Below are 17,338 nucleotides of genomic sequence, written 5' to 3'. Positions count from 1 at the left end.
TCTCCAAGTGAGGATCGCCACCGGGCGATCTGATGGGGACAATCCTACAGATGAAACCAATAGCTGATTAGTCAGCAACAATGCGATAGTTTGTCCCACTAATAGGACAGTCGAGTCATGCCATGCAAGACCTCAATGACCTTTACTACTTCGCCAAAGTGGTCGAAGCCGGCGGTTTCGCCGCTGCCGGGCGTGTGTTGGGCATCCCCAAGTCGCGGCTGTCGCGGCGTATCGCCGAACTTGAAGAGCGCCTGGGTGCCCGCCTCCTCCAGCGCACCACCCGCCAGCTCAAGCTGACCGCTGTCGGCGAGCGCTATTTGCGCCACTGCCAGGCAATGCTGCTGGAGGCCGAGATGGCTGACGAGGCCGTCGCCAGCATGTCCAGCGAACCCCGAGGGCGGTTGCGGGTTTCCTGCCCCGTCGGGCTGGCTCATGAATTTTTGCCAGCGGTCATCAGCTCGTTTCTGGAACGCTTCCCCCACGTGCAATTGGAGATGCAGTTGCTTAACCGCCGGGTCGACCTGGTGACCGAAGGCATCGATGTTGCCTTGAGAGTGCGCGAACTGGGTGATGAAGACCCGCTGCTGGTTACCCGGCGCCTGCGCCAGGCACAAATGGTGATGATCGCCAGCCCGGCCTTTCTAGGCGAGCACCCTATCAACAGCCCGGAAGACCTGAAACAGGTGCCGGTGCTCGGCGCTCTGGAAGCTGATCGCATGGTGCATCTGCGCATGCTCGATGCTCATGGCAAGAGTTATGACCTGTCGTTGGAAGCACGACTGGGGATCGATGATTTCATCGTCCGCAAAGCCTGCACGCTGGCGGGTCTTGGCTTCACCCTGCTGCCGATGATGTACTGCGAAGAGGAACTGGAAAACGGCTCGCTGGTGCAGTTGTTGCCCGAGTGGTCGCTGCCTGGCGGTTGGCTGCTGGCGGTCTACCCTCATCGGCGCGGCTTGCTGCCAGCGGTGCGCGCCTGGATCGACCATTTGACCGAATCATTCAAAGCCTGCGGGGATCGATTGTTATGAAGGCTAAACCGATGACCGAGGAAGACGTGGCGCGTTTCTGCCTGGCACTGCCCGGCGCGCAAGAGGATTACAAATGGGGTGGCGTGCGAGTGTTTTCAGTGGCTGGAAACAAGATGTTCGCGCTGCAAAACCTGCGGGGTGAGTCATTGGCGTTCAAGGTCGATAAAGAGCTGTTTCTGGGGCATGTCGACCGCCCCGGCATAGGACCTGCGCCCTATCTGGCAAGGGCGCAGTGGATCATCATGCAAACGCCCTACCCGCTTGGCGCCGAGGAGCTGCAAGGCTTGCTGCAACGTTCTCACCAACTGGTGGTGAGCAAGTTGCCCAAGCGCGTGCAGGTCGGGTTATTGATTTAGAACAGCTTGAAGAGGCCGGCGCCGAGGAACAACTGGTCGATCCAGAACACCTCATGCAACAACACGATGATCCAGAACACCAGTTGATAGGACACTTTGCGGGTCTTGTGCCGAAACACTTGCTGGGCGAGCAAGGCGCCCGGCCAGCCACCGGCCAGTTCGATTGCGTGCAACACGTTTTCCGGTGTGCGCCAGCTGTCTGCCCGGGCCTTGCGTTTGTCGCTCCAGTACAGGAAGAACGCCAACAGGCTGACAATCCCATAGGCCGCGAGCGGAATCAGCGAAATCCCGCGCCACCAAAGAAGCACCGAGCCAAATGCCGGCAAGGCGCACAGCGCCAGGAACATCAGGCCTTTGAGGCGCGGGTGTTGAATCGCGCGCCCATTGCGTGGCTCGATCACGATGTAGCCGCTGACCAGTCGACCCAACCGAACTGCCAGGTCGCCAGAATCAACAAGCCGAACGCGATCCGGTACCAGGCAAACGCAGCATAGCTGTGGCTGGCGATGAACTTGAGCAAGCCCTTGACCGCGATCATCGCGAAAATAAACGCAGTGACGAAGCCGATGGCGAACACCGGAAGGTCAGCAGCCTGAAACAGGTCGCGATACTTGTAGCCGGAGTACACCGCGGCACCGACCATGGTCGGCATGGCCAGGAAGAACGAAAACTCGGTGGCGGTTTTACGCGACAGGCCAAACAACAAGCCGCCGATGATCGTCGATCCCGAGCGCGAAGTGCCGGGAATCATTGCCAGGCACTGGGCAAAACCAACCTTCAGGGCGTCTTTCCAGTTGATCTCGTCGACGGTTTCGGCGTGCACGGTATGCACGCGGCGTTCAGCCCACAACATGATGATCCCGCCCACCACCAGCGCCGTCGCCACAGTGATCGGGTTGAACAGGTATTTGTGGATCATATTGGCGAAGATCACACCCAGCACCACGGCCGGCATGAACGCGATCAACAGGTTAACGGTAAACCGTTGAGCGTTGCGCTGTGTAGGCAGCCCCGTCACCACATCGAGTATCTTGCGGCGAAACTCCCAGACCACGGCCAGGATCGCGCCGAGCTGGATGATGATGTTGAATGCCTTCTCGCGCTCGCCACCGAAGTTGAGCAAATCGGCGACGATAATCTGGTGCCCGGTACTGGAAATAGGCAAAAACTCTGTCAGTCCTTCTACAACGCCAAGAATCAAAGCCTGAACGGCGGTCCAAAAATCCATTAATCCCCCAATGAAACGATGCCTCCAAGGCATGCCTCGCTAATAAAATTCAAGCGTCCACTGCGATCAGCATCACCGAATGACAATACGCACGATCCCCACGCGAAGCCGTAAAACCCCGTGAAAAATCAGCGCGATTTCAGGTTTTTGCTGACGCGGCCGAAATCCTATCAGACATGCCTGAATAACGCTGCGTCGTAATTGGACTCACTGGCCGGCATTCGGGCAAGTCCCCTCGTCACAATCCCCACCTGCGTTACAATCGGCGCCCTTTTCAACTTCACCAAGGAACCCTCATGTCCGGGCTTGAACTGTTTGCCGCAGCACTCGGCGTGATCGCCGTCTGGTTGACGGTCAAACAGAACCCCTGGTGCTGGCCGATCGGCCTGGTCATGGTGCTGCTCTATAGCTGGATCTTCTTCGAGGTAAAGCTGTATTCGGACATGCTGCTGCAGGTGATTTACGCCGGCTTGCAGCTCTTCGGCTGGTGGCAGTGGACCCGAGCCGGCGAAGCGCAACATGGACGGCAAGTCACGCAACTGGACGGCCGCGCGATGTGGGCGGGGTTGGCCGTCGGTGCCGTCGGCAGTTTGCTGCTGGGCGCGGCCATGGCTCATTGGACCGATGCCGCGCAGCCCTGGCTGGACGCGGCATTGACCGGCTTTAGCCTGGTGGCGCAAGTGTGGATGGCGCAAAAACGCCTGCAATGCTGGCCGTTGTGGATTGCCGTCGATGTGATTTTCGTCGGGTTGTTTATCTACAAAGGCCTGTACCTGACCGCAGCGCTCTATGGCCTGTTTACGTTGATCGCCGTGCAAGGCTGGCGGGAATGGCGCGCCGATCCGGCGTTGCGCGCATGAAAGTGCTGGTCTTGAGCGGTCCGGAGTCCAGCGGCAAGAGTTGGCTGGCGGCCGAGCTGCAAGCCCGTTTCGGCGGGTTGCTGGTGGGTGAGTATGTTCGGCGCTTTATCGAAAAAGAGGCCCGCGAAACCTGCTACGAAGATATTTCGGTGATTGCACTGGGTCAGCTACAGTGGGAGGACAAGTCTCGCGCCAGACAACCGTCACTGCTGATCCTCGATACGCATCTATTGAGCAATATGCTCTGGAGTCATGCGCTGTTCGGTGGCTGCCCGGCCTGGATCGAAGAAGCCTTGCTGGCGCGGCACTACGATCTGCACCTGCTGCTCAGCCCGCAGGCGGTTGTCTGGACTGACGACGGGCAACGCTGTCAGCCGGATCTTGCCGATCGCCAGGCATTTTTCCAGGCCAGTCGCGATTGGCTCGACCGGCACCAGCAGACTTACCAGATGTTGCATGGTGACTGGGCACAGCGCAGGCGCGATGCATTCGAGGCGGTCAATCGGCTGCTGGGCGCCTGACTCCAGCACGCCCCGCCCGGCAAAATGTCCATTCCTGAAACACCCTCCTCCCCACAAACCCGCCAAATGAAGCGGCTCAAGCCTCGCCGGGGCAACGTGTTAATCAACTGAAACAGTCGATCCACACAGTCCATGATGAGCTATTGCGGACAGATAAACGGCGCAATGCCCGGCCATCTGTCTCAGCGTAGTTACAACAAATTTTTGACGCCCGCCACAAATAATCACAACCCACTGTTTTAACTATAAAAATAAAAAGCGGCACACCTTCTGCTCGGTTCCTCGCAACGTTGATACGGGCCAGCGCACTTTAAGAAGGAATTGCCGTCGTGGGGAATATCGATAAAGGCATTTTTCGCCTCCTGCTGATTGGATATGCATTGGGTTCGAGTATCAGTCTGCCTGTCCAGGCCGCCGATGGGATCATTGTCATCCAGCGGGAAGTCCAAACGCGTAACGCGACTCGCCGCCCCATGGTTCCCGACCCTAGCCCCCTGACCGTCAATGCCAACCCGTCCAAACAAGTCATCAGTGCAACCAATGAACTGACGGACAGTGATATTTCCGGCATCAGCAGCGGTGCAAGCATCGCCGGCACGATCACTCAAGCCACCGGCACGCTGAGCGGCAACATCAACGGTCAGTCACAGCTGCCCGGCTTGTCCGCAGGACATTCCGCGGGCTCCGGCAACGGTGTTGCCAACAGGATCAACGGCACCATCCAGCAAGGCCTGGGCAGTCTGAATGCTATCGGGGGGACAATGAAATGAATCGCACTCTGCTGATTCTGGCCATGTTTTGCAGTGCGCCGACCTTTGCCCAACCTCCTGTCATCGATACGGCCACCATCGACAACTCCGGCAGTCAGTACCAGGGCAACTTCTCGGTCAACCAGGCTGCCGGTGATCAGCAACAACAGGCCAACGCCCGAGCCATCGCCATTGACACCGACGCCAGTGCCACCACGCAGATTCGCCAACGGTTGCGTACTCAGGTCGATCCCAGGATCGATGCCCAGTCAGCCATTAAAGGCAACGCCTTCAGTAACGGCAATGGCGTACTGGGGGTCAATCAGAGTTCGGGCGCCAGCAACCAGCAAGCCAACGCCCTGCGGATAAGCATCAGTGCTACGCCGCAAAGTATCGACGACAGCGTCCTCAAGCAACAGAACGTGGCGCTGCTCAACAGCTCCGATTCAACGGATCTTACTCCTGGCCATCGCCAGGTCGCTACCAGCGACCAGGCCTTCACCGGTAGCCGTGGGGTGATCCAGTTGAATCAGAGCGCCGGGGTGGGAAACCGAACGGCCAACACCCTGAGCGTACGGGTCGCGGATTGACCCAAAAGGTAAAAAACAACACTTAACCTAAAAATAAAGTACGGAGAATCAGCATGAAACCCTCAATGGCACTCAAGCCTCTGGTTTTCGCGATCGCTGCGGTAATGGCTATTGCTGTACAAGCTGGCCAGCGTGATGACGAGCATCATCATCGTCATCACGTGAATCCAAAAGACACCACCAATGCTGGCGCCACTGCCAACGCTACAGATAAACAAACCAGCACTAACAACTACATCAGCAATGAAGGGACCAAAAATAGCGCCAACATGAACAACTCGGCCACGGGTGCCTCGGGTAATGTGGGCGTCAACGTTGCAGCAGGCGACGGCAACCAGCAAGACAACGCTGCCGCCATTGCCAGCGGCGATGGCTCGTTTGTCTTTGGGTCTGTGGTAGCAACCGCCAAGGTCACGCAAACCCAAAACAACAACGAGGTCGACAACCAATCCACCAACAACAGCGCCAATATGAATGGTTCGGCTAACGGCGGTAGCGGCAACCTGGGCATCAACATGGCTGCTGGCGACCTTAACCAACAGAAAAACACCATGGCGATCGCTGTGTCTGGCGGCAAGCACGCTACCGCAACCGCGAGTGCCGATCAGTCAGGCCCAGGCCTGAGGGTGTATAACGACGCCGATCGGACGTACCGCGTGGATACGCTGTCGCGTACCGTCTCAGCCAGCGGTCATGAGTCTTTCAAAGAGGCATCCGATTCGAAGTCTGCTTCGGACTATGCCAAGTACTCTGCTTCGGCCTTTGCTACGCAATTTGCTACGAAGTCTGCTTCGAAATCTGCCAGCGACTCTACTTCGAACTCTGCTTGGAACTCTGCCAGCAACTCTGCTTCGAACGCTGCTTTGAAAGCTAAACTGGACGCTTCTGTGGACGTGGACGTTAGCGCTTCCAGGAATAGTGGCCATCATCATAGCAGCAGCAGTGCGGATTTCGACGCATCGCTCAACGCATCGCTCAACGCATCGCTCAACACATCGAACAGCGCATCGAACAGCGGGTCGAACAGCAAATCGAACAGCGCATCGAACAGCAAATCGAGCAGCGCTTCGGGCAGTGCATCGGGCAGCGAATCGTACGGCGCAGCTGGCTACGCAGCGAGCGACAAATCGCAAAGCTTCAGCGAGTCCAGCTCCTTTGACTTGAGCAACACCGTGTCCTGGCAAGTGCTGACCCCAACTGGCTGGGCAAACCCTGTGACCAACACTGCTAACCTGAACGGTTCGGTGAATGGTGGCAGTGGCAACCTCGGCGTCAACGTGGCTGCCGGTAATGGCAACCAACAAAGCAACTCGCTGTCCATTGCATCCGGTTGCAAAACCTGCCTGTAAACCAAGCTCCAGAGTCTGGAGAGCCCCCTTCGGGGGGCTTTTTTTCACTCTTGCACGGAAGGCTTACGATCATGCGCATTTTCGCCCTGATGTTCCTGGTTTTTCTGGCTGGCCTGAGCGAAGCGGGACAAATGCCGCTTTCCGTCTTGCCCGGCGGAGCGGTCGTTTTCAAACCGGTCCAGAGCATGCGTGAGCGCAAATTTGCCGACCTGGTCCAACAAAAAACCGACTTCAGCTGCGGTGCAGCTTCCCTGGCGACCGTATTGCGCCAGGCCTATTGGCTGGACGTAACCGAGGCACAAATCATCGAAGGCATGCTGGCTCACTCTGACCAGAATCTGGTCCGCGTCCAGGGCTTCTCCATGCTCGACATGAAGCGTTACGTGGAAAGTATCGGCATGCGGGCCCGTGGTTATCGGGTAACGCCGGAAACTCTGACCAGCGTCGCCATTCCAGTCATCGTGCTCATGGACATCCGTGGCTACAAGCACTTCGTGGTCATGCAAAAAGCGGAGAAAGACTGGGTGTATATCGGTGATCCGGTACTCGGTCACAGACGCTTCAAGTTCGACGACTTTGTCAAAGGCTGGAACGGCATCATCTTCGCTGTGATAGGCCAGGGCTACGACAAGGCCAACGTCTTGCGCGATCCACCTTTGCCACTGACCGCCAAGAACCGCATCAACACCTTCAGCCCGGTGCGGGACGCAGAATTGATGGATTTCGGATTTATCCAGAGCGACTTTTTCTAATGACAAAGGAGCACGAAGCTCCGGGAGTATCCAATGAAGACTCCATACTGGCTCGCCGTCGTTTGCCTGGCCGCCAGCCTGCCAACACAAGCACTCACGTTCAAACCGATTGAACTCAAGGATCAGGAGTTGGCGACCCTTCGCGGCCGGTATGTCATGCCGGGCCGGATCATCAGTTTCGGGATTGTCATGACCAGTACCTGGCAGAACGCCAGCGGCGAAGTGATCGGGGCAACCTCCTCGATGCAGATTCAGGAATCGACCATCAAGCCACAGTTCTATGTGTCGATGATCGACAAGAAAGGTGATGGTTCACCGGTCTCCCAGGGTTCCGGCAATGTCAGCGGCGGCGCCGGCCTCAGCAGCACCCAGGGTGTAACCCAGGTCGTGCGCGCCGCCGGCGACTACAACAGCGCCTACAACAATGTCGCCATCAACGTCAAAGAAGCCAACCAGGCACCACAAATGGATACCCAGGGCCAGCCATTGGCCGCCGGCACGACTTTGTCCGCGTCCAACGGTGCCGGGACCTTCAGTATGTCGTCAAGTAACACTGGCGTGCAGTTGAACATTCAGGCCAACAACAATCAGGGCAGTACCGTGCAACGCCTTGCCCAAGGCGGCCTGATGCAGAACGCGACCTTGCTCGGCGGAAGAAACCAGGTGAACAACCTGACGTCCCTCAATGTTGTCCTGCGCAACAACCTGCCGACCGCCGGGGCGCTGGACTGCAGTCTGGACCAACTAAAAGGCCTACGCACTCTCGGATACTGATCTACGCTGAGTCTCATCGAATGTAGTCAGAAGGGACGACAAACCCATGCACAGATCTTTGACGTTCAGAGCTGTCGTTTGTTTGAGTACCCTGGTCCCGGCCACTTTGCTGCAAGCAGCACCGGACCCCCAGGTTGAAGCCTTAAAACAAGAACTCATGGAGCTGAAACAGCGTTACGAAGCACAACAGAACGCGCTGATGGTACTTGAGCAGCGCGTTAAACAAGTCGAAGAAACACCAACAACACCTGCTCCCAAGCGCCTGACCCGCTCCCCTGCCGAGAAGACCACAGGCGCCAAGACCGTGGCCACGGGTGCCCCAGGGACCAGTTCGTATGGGCAGTCGCTCAAGGACGACTCGGGACCGGCGCAAAGCGTCTCCAACCTGTATGACGAAGCCAGCGGCTTCTTCGGTGGTGGTAAGTTCAGTTTCGAAACGGGCATGACTTATACCCACTATGACACCCGTGCATTGGTGCTCAATGGCTTTCTGGCGCTTGACTCGATTTTTCTCGGTAACATCAACATTGACCGCATCAAGGCCGACAACTGGACCCTGGACCTGACAGGCCGCTACAACGTGGCGCAACGCTGGCAGTTCGACATCAACGTCCCGATCGTCTATCGAGATTCGACGTACTCCTCTGGTGGTGCAGGAGGCGCAGCCCCGGTCTCATCCGACGCCTCCGTCAAGCGCGATCCGACCATCGGCGATGTCAACTTTGGTGTTGCCTACAAGTTCCTGGATGAATCGGAAAACCTGCCCGACGCGGTCGTCACTCTGCGAGTCAAGGCGCCGACCGGCAAAAATCCGTACGGAATCAAGCTGATCAAGGACCCAGGCAACGACAATTTGTCAGTACCTCAGTCACTCCCTACCGGCAACGGTGTCTGGTCGATTACCCCGGGTATCTCACTGGTCAAGACCTTCGACCCTGCCGTGCTCTTCGGCAGCCTGTCCTATACCTACAACATGCAGGACTCCTTCAGCGATATCAGCCCCACGGTAAATTCCACGGTCCCGGGAGACGTGAAACTGGGCGATTCCTGGCAGGTCGGCGCCGGCATTGCGTTTGCCTTGAACGAGAAGATGAGTATGTCGTTTTCGTTTTCCGACCAATTCGCCCGCAAAAGCAAAGTCAAACCAAGCGGCCAGGACTGGCAATCAATCCCGGACAGCGACTACAACGCTGCCAACTTCAACATCGGCCTGACCATGGCGGCAACCGACAAACTGACGATAGTCCCCAACCTCGCCATCGGCTTGACCCAGGACGCACCAGCCTTCTCCTTCAGCCTGAAATTCCCGTACTACTTCTAAACACCACACAAGGAAAAGGCCCGCTGCGACGTAAATCGCAGCGGGCCTTTTCGTTTCTCCGCGCCCTAGCGGATCTGGTGCTTGTGCAGCAATCGGTAAAAAGTCGGCCGGGAAACGCCCAGTACTCGAGCGGCCACACTGAGGTTGTCACTGTGGCGGTTCAATACGTCGCACAATGCCTGGCGTTCGGCGCGGGTCTTGTAGTCTTCGAGGGTGCCCATCGGCGCGGTAATCGCCTGTTGGCCAATCAACCCCAGGTCCCGTGCCTCGATCTGCCGGCCTTCAGCCAGCACCAACCCTCGACGCACCCGGTTCGCCAGCTCACGGACATTGCCCGGCCAGTCGTGCTTGCCCATGGCAATCAGCGCGTCTTCGCTGAAACTGCGCGGCCGACGCCCGGTTTCCTGGCTGTAAAAGTGGGAAAAATGGTTGGCCAGCAGCGCCAGGTCGCCGTGACGCTCGCGTAGCGGCACAGTGACCACCTGCAGGACGTTGAGCCGGTAGTACAAATCCTCGCGAAAACACTTGGCCTCGATCGCGGCTTCCAGGTCCACGTGAGTGGCCGCCAAGACCCGGACATCCACGGGAATCGGTTGACTGCCGCCAACCCGTTCGATGTGTTTTTCCTGCAGGAAACGCAACAGGTTAGCTTGCAGTTCAAGGGGCAGATCACCTATTTCATCCAGAAACAGGGTGCCACCATTGGCTGCTTCAATGCGTCCGACTTTACGTTGGTGTGCACCGGTAAAAGCGCCCTTTTCGTGACCAAACAGCTCGGACTGAATCAGATGCTCGGGAATCGCCCCGCAATTGATCGCGACAAACGGTTTACTGTGGCGTTGCGACTGACGGTGCAAGGTTCTGGCGACCAGCTCTTTACCGGTACCGCTTTCCCCTCGGATCAACACTGGCGACTCGGTAGGCGCCAATTTGCTCAGCAATTTACGCAGTTCACGGATCGGCCGGCTGTCACCCAGCAGTTCATGTTCGGGTTGGTGGACGTGAATCGTGCCCTGACCGCGCAAACGCGCCATGCCGAATGCCCGCCCAAGGGTCACTTGAACCCTGGAGACGTCAAACGGCAGGGTATGAAAATCGAAAAACCATTCGCAGACAAAATCGCCGGCATTCTGCAACCGCAAGACTTCCTGGTTGAGAACAGCGATCCATTCAGTGCCGCTACGGCTGATCAGTTCCTTGACGGCTTCAGGACGTTCAAAATGAACAGGTTGAAGGCGCAGCAGGCCGACATCACAGGAACGATGGGAAGCGTTCTCCAGGGTACAACTGTCGACATCCCAGCCGATCGTACGCAGGCCGGGTAATAAGCGATGGCAGTCGTCACACGGATCAACCACTAGCAAACGTCGCAATGCGGGCGTTTCGATCATGACTGTTCCTTGGCGCCAAAAATTAGAAAATTTATTAGAAACAGTCGTTTGGCGCCCGTGAATGTAACGTTAGCAAGATCTTGACGCTGCCTTGTATCGTTTAATAATAAGGTCAACGTCGTTTACGTTATAAAACGTGCCCATATTAGCTACCTGACACGTTTGAACCTTTCATCCAGCTTTCAACGCGCCCCTTGTCATTGCCGTTATAAAAGAAAGTGGAAATTTCTTTTGATTGTGTGTGACCCGCCCCCCCCTTGCGCGCATCAGTACAAGTAACCAGCCGAACGGTAAGCCCAACCGACGGCACATCACTTGATTGGGCACAGACGAGAGAAGACCCCATGAACGCCCCGCTGCGTATCAACGAAGCTCTTTTGATTGCCGACCGCGCATTTAAGCCATTCCAATGCGTGGCCTGGGCTCCACAGGACGGTACTGGCGAACTCAGCCTGACCGTCATCGACCGCACCAGCACCCGTATCGGGCGCAAACAGATTCCCAGCAGCGCCTATACCGACCCGGCCCAACTTGAAGATTTGCTGAAAAAAGCTCGCGCCGAGTTGAGCGAGGAAGGTTATCAGCTGCAATCCTGGACAATGCCACAGTAAAAGAAATGTGCGGATCACGGCGACGTGATCCGCACTTTTTTATCGAAACATCTCAAGAGTTCCCCTCCTCTTCGACCCTCTCTGTTTTTGCCCTATTGCGATAGACGGTCGTATATGTCAGGCCAACTTGTCAGCGGTTCGCAAAGACATTGTTCTGGCACAGAACGACGCTCCGTCTGTTATTTCTGACCGTTGTACATTGCATCAATCAGGGATTGAATACTTCTTTCAAAGTCTGCCTCCGCAGTTCTGGATCCGGTCGACTCGCAAGGAGATGCGACATGCCCATCCATAACGCTTTTGCCCTCGCAGCCCCTCGCGGCACAGCGGGAAAACTCGACTCAAGCTTTGCATCATCCGGCAGGGCCTGGGTGCAGTTCGCGGGCAGCCTTTCGAGCATGGCCAACGATGTCGTGGTCGATTCGATGGGCCGCTTGCTGGTCGTGGCCAAGGTCGGAACCAGGCACGGTTACTGTTATGGGCTGGCCCGATTACTTGAGGATGGCTCAGCGGATCCGGGCTTCGGCACTGAGGGCAGCATTACCGGACAGTTTGAAAGCGGCTTCGAGGCGACAGGAGGCAAGGTTCAAGAGCTGCCCGACGGAAAAATCCTGTTATCCGGTCTGCATTACGAAAGCGCCCACCGTACACTCCCGGCACTGGCAATGTTTGACTCACATGGCCGCCCGGTTCTGCAATTTGGTGACCGGGGTGTACAGATTGTGCGTTTGCCTGGCGATCTGTCCCGAGGCCTGCGTGACGACTGGTTACCGCCAGGAGTTCCGGGGGCTGAAGCTTGCGACTTCCAGGTGCAGGCCGATGGTCGAATCTTGCTGCTGGCCAACCATCACTACGAATTCGCGGATCACGTCGGCATCCTGATACGGCTCAATCCGGATGGGACGCTGGACGAGACGTTCAACGGTCATGGATTTGTCATGGTCAGACACTTGCTGAAAAATACCTGGCTGAGCAGCCTCCTGGTGTTGGCAGATGGTCAGATCGTGGTCGCCGGCTCCATCAATCTGCCGCAGGAAGGTTTGCTGGCACGCTTCGACAGCACCGGCCGACTGGACGAAGACTTCGCTGAAGACGGTTTTTTAAGCTTCAAGGTTCAGGGGCGCAGCGCCCAGGTGAGTCAGGTGATCGAGCAAACGGATGGGCGCCTGCAGTGTTTCGGTAGCAGTCGCGACCCGATGCAATGCCTGTCGCTGACTGTGCGCAAAAACGGTCGGCCGGACATTCATTGCAACGGAGGTCACGCGCGGCTCACTGAAATAGGTAGCAGTGGCTGCCAATGGACAGCGGCCCAGGTTCTCGCCGATGGCCGGGTGCTAAGCGTCGGTGCAACCATTGGCGGTATCGCAGCGGATTTCCTTTTGGCCCGGCATCTCCCGGACGGATGCCTGGATCGCCACTTTGCCAATGGCCAAGGCTGGGTGCGTACCCGTCTGGGGCGTAGCCTGGACACGGCAACCTCGTTGGCCGTGCAGGCTGATGAGCGAATTGTGGTCAGCGGCTACTCGCTGGATGGCCACTACCGGGCAGTACTGGCGCGCTATCTGGGGTAGTGCTTTGCCGTTGTTCCGCTGCTGGTGCGCCATCACCTATTGATAATGAAACTCAAGAGCTTGATCTTCCGGGACTGTTACGGCAAGTTGCGCGCTTCTTGATAGAAGGAGCAACTGATGTCCGGTTCAATGGCCCAGGCGTTTGCGCACAATTTCCTCGGGCATTCACCGCGCGGGTACAAGGCGAGCATTCTCGCCTTCCTGATTCTCAACCCGCTGGTGCTGTGGACAGCAGGTCCGGTGGCCGCGGGCTGGTTGCTGGTGGCGGAGTTCATTTTCACCCTGGCCATGGCGCTCAAATGCTACCCGCTGATGCCCGGTGGCCTGTTGATGGTCGAAGCGCTGCTGCTGCGCATGACCACACCTGAAGCGTTGTATGACGAGTTGCTGCATAACTTTCCCGTGATCCTGCTGCTGATGTTCATGGTGGCGGGCATTTACTTCATGAAAGACCTGCTGCTGTTCCTGTTTTCGCGGCTGTTGCTTGGGGTTCGTTCCAAGGCACTGCTGGGGCTGATGTTCTGTTTTCTGTCGGCGTTTTTGTCGGCATTTCTCGATGCCTTGACGGTGACCGCCGTGATCATCAGTGCAGCCGTAGGGTTTTACTCGGTCTATCACCGCGTGGCGTCGGGCAACGATCCACGACAGGACAGCGAATTCAGCAGCGACCACAACCTGCCCGTCCTGCATCACGAAGACCTGGAGCAATTCCGTTCATTCCTGCGCAGCCTGTTGATGCACGGCGCAGTGGGTACAGCGCTCGGTGGGGTCTGCACCTTGGTGGGCGAGCCACAGAACCTGCTGATCGGTCATGAAATGGGCTGGCACTTTGCAGACTTCTTCCTGAAGGTCGCCCCAGTCTCGTTGCCAGTATTGGTGGCGGGCCTGGTGACCTGTGTGCTGCTGGAGAAACTGCGCTGGTTTGGTTATGGCACCTTGCTGCCAGACAATGTCCGCGCGGTGCTGGCAAACTATGCGGCACAGGACAACGCCGAACGCACCGCCCGCCAACGCGCTGCACTGTTGGTACAAGGCGCGGCCGCGCTGATTCTGATTGTCGGGTTGGCGTTTCACATTGCCGAGGTCGGGCTGATCGGCTTGATGGTGATCGTCTTGATCACGGCGTTCACCGGTATTACCGAAGAGCACCGGATCGGCAACGCCTTCAAGGATGCGATGCCGTTTACTGCCTTGCTGGTGGTGTTCTTCGCCGTTGTGGCAGTGATTCACGATCAGCAACTGTTCACGCCGTTGATCCAGTGGGTGCTGTCCCTGCCGGCGGATCAGCAACCGGGCATGTTGTTTATCGCTAATGGCGTGTTGTCGGCCATCAGCGATAACGTGTTCGTGGCGACGATCTACATCACCGAGGTGAAACAGGCATTCATCTCCGGCCATATGAGCCGTGAGCATTTCGAAACGCTGGCGATCGCCATCAATACCGGCACTAACCTGCCCAGCGTGGCAACACCCAACGGTCAGGCAGCGTTTTTGTTTTTGCTGACCTCGGCAATTGCCCCGCTGATTCGGTTGTCGTACGGGCGCATGGTCTGGATGGCCCTGCCGTACACCGTGGTGATGGGCGTGCTGGGCTGGTATGCGGTGAGCTACTGGCTGTAACACTTACCCTGTGGCTTATCCGAGGCCGTGCCAGACGCGGCCGTCGCGGGTCAGTAGCTCATCGGCAACCGTTGGGCCATTTTCGCCCGCAGCGTAGGTTTGCACGCTGGCGTCCTCTTTCCAGGCATCGAGGAACGGCTGCACCGCACGCCAGCCATTTTCGATATTGTCAGCGCGCTGAAACAGCGTTTGATCACCGGTCAGGCAGTCGTAGATCAAGGTTTCATAACCGGTGGACGGCTGCATCTCGAAGTAATCCTTGTAGGCAAAGCCCAGCTCGATGTTAGCCATGTTCAGCGCAGGTCCAGGACGCTTGGCCAGCAGGTCGAACCACATCCCTTCGTTCGGCTGAATCTTGATCCTGAGGTAAGTCGGTTGCAGCTCATCGACTTCGGTGTCACGAAACTGCGCGTAGGGCGCAGGCTTGAAGCAGATGGCGATTTCGGTGTCACGTACGCTCATCCGTTTACCGGTGCGCAAGTAGAACGGCACGCCGACCCAACGCCAGTTGTCGATCATCACCTTGAGCGCGACGAAGGTTTCCGTCGTGCTGTCTGGCGCGACATTGGGTTCTTCACGGTAACCGGCCAACGGCTTGCCGGCAATCTCACCGGCGACATACTGACCGCGTACCGAGTTGGCTCGCGCCTCTTCGGTGGACCAGGGACGAATCGCCCCGACCACCTTGGCTTTTTCACCGCGCACCGCGTCGGCACCGAAGGCCGCCGGTGGTTCCATCGCGACCATCGCCAGTAGCTGGAACAGGTGATTGGGCACCATATCGCGCAGCGCACCTGTGTGCTCATAAAAACTGCCGCGGGTTTCGACGCCAACGGTTTCGGCGGCGGTGATTTGTACGTGGTCGATGTAATGATTGTTCCAGAACGCTTCAAACAGGCTGTTGGAGAACCGGCTGACCAAAATGTTCTGCACGGTCTCCTTACCCAGGTAATGGTCGATCCGGTAAATCTGTTTCTCCGTCATGACCTTGAGCAAGCACGCGTTCAAGGCTTCGGCGGTGTGCAGGTCGGAACCGAAGGGTTTTTCGATCACGACCCGGCGGAAGGCGTCGTCGCCTTCCACCAGCAGCCCGGACGAGCCCAGACGGCGCACCACTTCACTGAAAAAGCGCGGCGCGGTGGCCAGATAGAACACCGCGTTGCCAGTACCGCTCTCGGCGATTTTTGCGGCGAGCGCCTGATAGGTGCTGTCGTCGAGAAAATCGCCCTGGACATAGCTGATGCCCTTGGCCAGTTTGGCCCAGAGCACCGGATCCAGAGGGTCATGGCCGACTTTGTTGGTCGCCTCGGTTCGAATGAAATCTTCAAGCTTTTTGGCGAAGTCCACGTCGCTGATCGCATTGTGGTCGACACCGATGATCCGCAGTCCATCGCCGAGCAAACCGTCACGACTGAGGTTGTACAGCGCCGGCATCAGCAAGCGCTTGACCAGATCGCCGTGAGCACCGAACAGAAACAGCGTGGTGGGTGGTGCGGGGTGTGCCTTGGATTTCTTGCGGATCGAAGTCATTTTTTCGGCGTCTCGATATGGCCGCCAAAGCCGAAGCGCATGGCCGACAGCAGCTTGTCGCCATAAGTGCTTTGCTGGCGCGAACGGAAACGGGCAAACAGCGAGTTGGACAATACCGGCACCGGAACCGATTGCTCCATGGCTGCTTCGATGGTCCAGCGACCTTCGCCGCTGTCAGCCACGGCACCGGAGTAGCCGTCGAGTTTCGGATCGCTGGCCAAGGCATCGGCCGTCAGGTCCAGCAACCAGGACGAGACGACGCTGCCGCGACGCCAGACTTCGGCAATATCGGCCACGTTCAGATCAAAACGCTGATCTTCCGGCAGGTTCTCCGAGGCTTTGGTCTTGAGGATGTCAAAACCTTCGGCAAACGCCTGCATCATCCCGTATTCGATGCCGTTGTGAATCATCTTCACGAAGTGCCCGGAACCTGCAGGGCCGGCATGAATGTAGCCACGTTCGGCACGATCATCTTCGGCAACCCGGTCCTTGGTCCGCGGAATATCGCCCAGGCCTGGCGCCAGTGCGTCGAACAGCGGATCGAGACGATCAACCACGTCAGCGTCACCGCCGATCATCATGCAGTAGCCGCGCTCCAGCCCCCACACACCGCCGGAGGTGCCGACGTCGATGTACTTCAGGCCTTTTTCCGACAAGGTTTTCGCCCGGCGGATATCGTCCTTATAGAAGGTGTTGCCGCCATCGATGATCACATCGCCGGCATCCAGCAACTGGCTCAAGGTGTCGATGGTTTCTTCGGTCGGCGCACCTGCTGGCAGCATGACCCAGACCGCTCGGGGTTTATCCAGTGCCGCGACCAGTGCCGGCAAGTCCGCTACGCCAGTGGCGCCCTCTTGACTCAGGGTGTCAACGAACGCGGTGTTGCGGTCATAGACCACAGTGGTGTGCCCATTGAGCATCAGGCGCCGCGCAATGTTGCCACCCATGCGGCCCAGTCCGATAATCCCCAGTTGCATGTGCTGATGCTCCTTACTACAAATAAAGGTGTGCCAAAGGTTATAGCGCAATGAGCCTGATTAAGGTTAGTCCAGAGCGCTGCAACATAGTTTTCGGACGATTTGTC

At 57.6% G+C, this 17,338-nt stretch carries 18 protein-coding genes; 13 read left to right on the top strand and 5 right to left on the bottom strand.

The annotated features are described in order from the left end of the window. Nucleotides 1-122: 122 nt before the first annotated feature. On the top strand, nt 123-1,031 hold the full coding sequence (locus tag HK44_RS15775; protein ID WP_019690534.1) for a LysR substrate-binding domain-containing protein: 909 nt from the start codon (nt 123-125) through the stop codon (nt 1,029-1,031). Further along, entirely contained in the window at nt 1,028-1,387 is a 360-nt protein-coding gene (locus HK44_RS15770; RefSeq protein ID WP_019690535.1) for an MmcQ/YjbR family DNA-binding protein, read from the top strand. Before HK44_RS15775 ends, HK44_RS15770 begins: the two co-directional genes overlap by 4 nt. On the opposite strand, the gene HK44_RS15765 is transcribed toward HK44_RS15770, so the two are convergent. Continuing rightward, on the bottom strand, nt 1,384-1,734 hold the full coding sequence (locus tag HK44_RS15765; protein WP_141651746.1) for a DUF1294 domain-containing protein: 351 nt from the start codon (nt 1,732-1,734) through the stop codon (nt 1,384-1,386). The genes HK44_RS15770 and HK44_RS15765 overlap by 4 nt on opposite strands. A gap of 50 nt (nt 1,735-1,784) precedes the next feature. Continuing rightward, nucleotides 1,785-2,615: an undecaprenyl-diphosphate phosphatase gene (locus HK44_RS15760; protein ID WP_019690537.1), complete on the bottom strand. Its 831-nt coding sequence runs from the start codon at nt 2,613-2,615 to the stop codon at nt 1,785-1,787. Between the two features lie 296 nt (nt 2,616-2,911). Between HK44_RS15760 and pnuC the strand changes: the two genes are divergently transcribed. The 8 genes from pnuC to HK44_RS15720 all read left to right on the top strand — a co-directional run bounded on the left by pnuC (nt 2,912) and on the right by HK44_RS15720 (nt 9,531). Then, a complete protein-coding gene (gene pnuC / locus HK44_RS15755) occupies nt 2,912-3,475 on the top strand; it encodes a nicotinamide riboside transporter PnuC (RefSeq protein ID WP_019690538.1) in 564 nt (187 codons plus the stop codon). Further along, on the top strand, nt 3,472-3,996 hold the full coding sequence (locus tag HK44_RS15750; RefSeq protein ID WP_024264984.1) for an AAA family ATPase: 525 nt from the start codon (nt 3,472-3,474) through the stop codon (nt 3,994-3,996). Before pnuC ends, HK44_RS15750 begins: the two co-directional genes overlap by 4 nt. 329 nt (nt 3,997-4,325) lie before the next feature. Beyond that, nucleotides 4,326-4,766, top strand: a complete 441-nt coding sequence (locus HK44_RS15745; RefSeq protein WP_019690540.1) for a hypothetical protein — start codon at nt 4,326-4,328, stop codon at nt 4,764-4,766. Continuing rightward, nucleotides 4,763-5,335, top strand: a complete 573-nt coding sequence (locus HK44_RS15740; protein ID WP_019690541.1) for a hypothetical protein — start codon at nt 4,763-4,765, stop codon at nt 5,333-5,335. Before HK44_RS15745 ends, HK44_RS15740 begins: the two co-directional genes overlap by 4 nt. A 53-nt stretch (nt 5,336-5,388) precedes the next feature. Then, nucleotides 5,389-6,684, top strand: coding sequence for a hypothetical protein (locus HK44_RS15735; RefSeq protein WP_019690542.1), 1,296 nt, complete (start codon nt 5,389-5,391; stop codon nt 6,682-6,684). A gap of 71 nt (nt 6,685-6,755) precedes the next feature. Then, the gene (locus HK44_RS15730; protein ID WP_019690543.1) at nt 6,756-7,436 is read left to right on the top strand and encodes a C39 family peptidase; all 681 of its coding nucleotides are present in this window, start codon (nt 6,756-6,758) and stop codon (nt 7,434-7,436) included. Nucleotides 7,437-7,469: 33 nt separating this feature from the next. Further along, entirely contained in the window at nt 7,470-8,210 is a 741-nt protein-coding gene (locus HK44_RS15725; protein ID WP_019690544.1) for a hypothetical protein, read from the top strand. 46 nt (nt 8,211-8,256) lie between these two features. Beyond that, entirely contained in the window at nt 8,257-9,531 is a 1,275-nt protein-coding gene (locus HK44_RS15720) for a hypothetical protein (protein ID WP_019690545.1), read from the top strand. Nucleotides 9,532-9,596: 65 nt separating this feature from the next. On the opposite strand, the gene HK44_RS15715 is transcribed toward HK44_RS15720, so the two are convergent. Then, nucleotides 9,597-10,922, bottom strand: coding sequence for a sigma-54 dependent transcriptional regulator (locus tag HK44_RS15715; protein WP_019690546.1), 1,326 nt, complete (start codon nt 10,920-10,922; stop codon nt 9,597-9,599). 344 nt (nt 10,923-11,266) lie between these two features. Between HK44_RS15715 and HK44_RS15710 the strand changes: the two genes are divergently transcribed. The 3 genes from HK44_RS15710 to nhaB all read left to right on the top strand — a co-directional run bounded on the left by HK44_RS15710 (nt 11,267) and on the right by nhaB (nt 14,724). Further along, entirely contained in the window at nt 11,267-11,533 is a 267-nt protein-coding gene (locus HK44_RS15710) for a hypothetical protein (protein WP_019690547.1), read from the top strand. Between the two features lie 281 nt (nt 11,534-11,814). Then, entirely contained in the window at nt 11,815-13,104 is a 1,290-nt protein-coding gene (locus HK44_RS15705; RefSeq protein ID WP_019690548.1) for a hypothetical protein, read from the top strand. 117 nt (nt 13,105-13,221) lie between these two features. Continuing rightward, on the top strand, nt 13,222-14,724 hold the full coding sequence (gene nhaB, locus HK44_RS15700) for a sodium/proton antiporter NhaB (protein WP_019690549.1): 1,503 nt from the start codon (nt 13,222-13,224) through the stop codon (nt 14,722-14,724). A gap of 15 nt (nt 14,725-14,739) precedes the next feature. Here nhaB and zwf read toward each other — a convergent pair whose 3' ends face one another. Next, complete coding sequence (gene zwf, locus HK44_RS15695; protein WP_019690550.1) at nt 14,740-16,254, bottom strand: glucose-6-phosphate dehydrogenase; 1,515 nt, start codon at nt 16,252-16,254, stop codon at nt 14,740-14,742. Then, nucleotides 16,251-17,255 carry a phosphogluconate dehydrogenase (NAD(+)-dependent, decarboxylating) gene (gene gnd / locus HK44_RS15690; RefSeq protein ID WP_277884167.1) on the bottom strand — a complete coding sequence of 335 codons (1,005 nt, stop codon included), beginning with the start codon at nt 17,253-17,255 and terminating at the stop codon, nt 16,251-16,253. Before gnd ends, zwf begins: the two co-directional genes overlap by 4 nt. Nucleotides 17,256-17,338 lie beyond the last annotated feature (83 nt).

Source organism: Pseudomonas fluorescens HK44, assembly GCF_000217955.3.
GTDB classification, from domain to species: domain Bacteria; phylum Pseudomonadota; class Gammaproteobacteria; order Pseudomonadales; family Pseudomonadaceae; genus Aquipseudomonas; species Aquipseudomonas fluorescens_AQ.
Note: the sequence above shows the minus strand (reverse complement) of the source record. Positions and strands in the feature narration are given on the sequence as shown.